This window comes from Streptomyces alkaliterrae (genome assembly GCF_007097205.2).
Lineage (GTDB): Bacteria > Actinomycetota > Actinomycetes > Streptomycetales > Streptomycetaceae > Streptomyces > Streptomyces alkaliterrae.
The window spans coordinates 1-2,966 of record NZ_VJYK02000461.1 but is presented as its reverse complement, the minus strand read 5'-3'; the positions used below and the strand labels follow the sequence as shown (position 1 = coordinate 2,966).

Sequence of the window (2,966 nt, the reverse complement as noted above, 5' to 3'; positions counted from 1 at the left end):
GGCGGGGCGACGGGGTCGACTGCGGAGCCGGGCTGGTCGCCTCGGCCCAGAGGTGCAGCAGGCGTATGTACTCCGCCGCCCGCCGCTCATCGGCTGGTTGGTCCATGAGCCGTCGGATGCGGGCGTTGACGTCGTGCACGCGGGGACGCGTCGGCTCGGCCGGTCGTCGGGATGTGCGCATACCCCCACAGTACGCACACCCACTGACACGACGACATCCGTTTCGCACTGCCGCGGAAGCCGACCGGCCCGACAGACCCGTCAGGCGCCGGTGGCGCCGTCGAGGCGTTCGCGCAGCAGGTCCGCGTGACCGTTGTGCCGGGCGTACTCCTCGACCATGTGGACGAGGATCCAACGCAGCGAGACCCGCGCGTCCCCGATCACGGCCGCCTCGTGGCCGGGTAGACGGCCGTGGTCGTCGAGCGAGGCGTCGGCGATCAGCTCCCTGCTCCTGGCAACTTCCTGCCGCCAGACCCGCAACGCCTCACCAAGCCCCCGGTCCGGGCTCAGCGCGAAGCCGTCCTCACCGGCGTCGTCGAACACCGCAGGCACGTCGAGTCGGGCGAACACCCTTTGGAACCAGTTCCGTTCGACCTCGGCGAGGTGCTGCACAAGACCGAGCGGGGTCATCAAGGAAGGCTCCGCGGCGGCCGTCCGCGCGCGACGGTCCTCAAGGCCGGAGCACTTCAGCTCGAGCGTCGCGCGGTGGAAGTCCAACCACCCCTCCAGGGTGGCGCGTTCCCCGGCGAGCATCGGTGGGACGGGGCGTCCGTCAGGCATGGTGGTCATGTGGCCCATGCTGACACGCCCCGCTGACAACGCCCGGGCTGACTTTGCGACGGCACCGGCGCGGCCACTACGGGCCTCGTTCCATGGGAACGCTGTGATCGCCCCGCGCCCGGCCGCGTAGAGCCCCGATCCGCCGCCGTGGCACCTCTCCGCGGCCCGTGACGAGCACGCCGACCGGCTGCTGTCGCTCGGGCTGTTCGAACCGGACGCCCTGCGGGCGCGGATCGGCGAGCTGTCCTACGGCCGGCGTCGACGCGTCGAGCTGGCACGCCTGGTGAGCGAACCAGTCGACCGGCTACTGCTCGACGAGCCCACCAACCACCTCTCGCCCGCGCTGGTGGAGGAACTGGAGGCGGCGCTGGCCGACTACCCCGGCGCGGTCGTACTCGTCACCCACGACCGCCGCACCCGCGCCCGCTTCACCGGCGCCCGCCTCCAAATCTCCGAAGGGCACGTCCTCGCGCCCGACCACGCGAGCCCCGCCGCCACGGTCGCCGGCTGAGGACGACGGTCGCCCGGGCACGCGCGAGGGGCGCCCACCCCACGGATTGGTGGGCGCCCCTCGGCGCGTTGTGCGCGTACGCCTGTCAGCGTACGCGGCGCGGACTTCAGCCGGCCTTCGCCTTCGGCTTGTCCTTCGCCTTCTCGGCGGCGGGGGCCACCGGGGCCGGGCGCGCGGCCTCGTAGAACTCCTCGCGCGGGTTCTCCATCGCGCCGAGGGAGACGACCTCGCGCTTGAGGAACATGCCGAGCGTCCAGTCGGCGAAGACCCGGATCTTGCGGTTCCAGGTCGGCACGGCCATGCCGTGGTAGCCACGGTGCATGTACCAGGCGAGACGGCCCTTGAGCTTGATCTTCATCTTGCCCATGACGATCATCGCGACGCCCTTGTGCAGCCCGAGACCGGCGACAGCGCCCTTGTTGGCGTGCTTGTAGTCGGCCTGCGGGAAGCCGCGCAGCGCGGAGATCACGTTGTCGCCGAGCACCTTGGACTGGCGGAGCGCGTGCTGGGCGTTCGGCGGGCACCAGGCGTTCTCGTTGCCGGCGGCGCGACCGACGAGGTCGGGCACCTGGGCGTTGTCGCCGGCGGCCCAGATGTAGTCCGTGCCCTTGACCTGGAGCGTGGGGTCGACGTCCACGTGACCGCGGGGGCCGAGCGGCAGACCGTAGCGGGAGAGCACCGGGTTGGGCTTGACGCCGGCGGTCCACACGATCGTGTTGGAGTCCACCTCGAGGCCGTTCTTGAGCACCACGTGGCCGTCGACGCAGGAGTCCATGGAGGTCTCCAGGTAGACCTCGATACCGCGCTTCTGGAGGTGCTCGAGACCCCACTTGCCGAGCTGCGGGCCGACCTCGGGAAGGATCTTGTCGGCCGCGTCGACGAGGACGAACCGCATGTCGTCACGGCTGACGTTCGGGTAGTACTTGGCCGCGTCGCGGGCCAGGTCCTCGACCTCGCCGATAGTCTCGGCACCCGCGAAGCCACCACCGACGAAGACGAAGGTCAGCGCCCGACGACGGGCCTCCTCGTCCTTCGTGGAGTCGGCCTTGTCCAGCTGCTCGAGGACGTGGTTGCGCAGACCGATGGCCTCCTCGACACCCTTCATGCCGATGCCCTGCTCGGCGAGACCGGGAATCGGGAAGGTGCGGGAGACGGCGCCGAGCGCGACGACGAGGTAGTCGAACGGCAGCTCGTAGGCGTCGCCGACCAGCGGGGTGATCGTCGCGACCTTGCGGTCCTGGTCGATCGTGGTGACCCGGCCGGTCAGCACCTCGGCCTTCGGCAGCACCCGCCGCAGCGGGACCACGACGTGGCGCGGGGAGATGGAGCCAGCGGCCGCCTCGGGGAGGAAGGGCTGGTACGTCATGTACGAGCGCGGGTCGACGACGGTCACGGTCGCCTCGCCGTAACGCATCTTCTTGAGGATGCGGCGAGCTGCGTACAGACCGACGTACCCGCCACCTACTACGAGGATTCGAGGACGCTCCGTGGTGCTCATGCCTCGAGTATCCCCCCTCCCCCAGAGGGGTGCTCGTGAGCCCCTTCACAAGGAAGTCGAACGGCAGCTCGTAGGCGTCGCCGACCAGCGGGGTGATCGTCGCGACCTTGCGGTCCTGGTCGATCGTGGTGACCCGGCCGGTCAGCACCTCGGCCTTCGGCAGCACCCGCCGCAGCG

At 70.5% G+C, this 2,966-nt stretch carries 3 protein-coding genes and 2 pseudogenes; 1 reads left to right on the top strand and 4 read right to left on the bottom strand.

Annotated elements, in window-relative coordinates; translation table 11 throughout:
* Positions 1-181, bottom strand: a 181-nt coding sequence (locus FNX44_RS29280) for a hypothetical protein (RefSeq protein WP_228450223.1), incomplete at its 3' end; no start/stop codon positions are given.
* Between the two features lie 80 nt (positions 182-261).
* Positions 262-789 carry a DinB family protein gene (locus FNX44_RS25580; protein WP_143651357.1) on the bottom strand — a complete coding sequence of 176 codons (528 nt, stop codon included), beginning with the start codon at positions 787-789 and terminating at the stop codon, positions 262-264.
* 160 nt (positions 790-949) lie between these two features.
* On the opposite strand from FNX44_RS25580, the pseudogene FNX44_RS25575 reads away from it, so the two are divergent.
* Positions 950-1,291 (top strand): annotated as a pseudogene (locus tag FNX44_RS25575) (ATP-binding cassette domain-containing protein); the annotation flags it as partial.
* A 106-nt stretch (positions 1,292-1,397) separates the two neighbouring features.
* Here the strand turns inward: FNX44_RS25575 and FNX44_RS25570 are convergent.
* On the bottom strand, positions 1,398-2,789 hold the full coding sequence (locus FNX44_RS25570; RefSeq protein WP_143651355.1) for an NAD(P)/FAD-dependent oxidoreductase: 1,392 nt from the start codon (positions 2,787-2,789) through the stop codon (positions 1,398-1,400).
* Between the two features lie 37 nt (positions 2,790-2,826).
* Positions 2,827-2,966 (bottom strand): annotated as a pseudogene (locus tag FNX44_RS25565) (NAD(P)/FAD-dependent oxidoreductase); the annotation flags it as partial.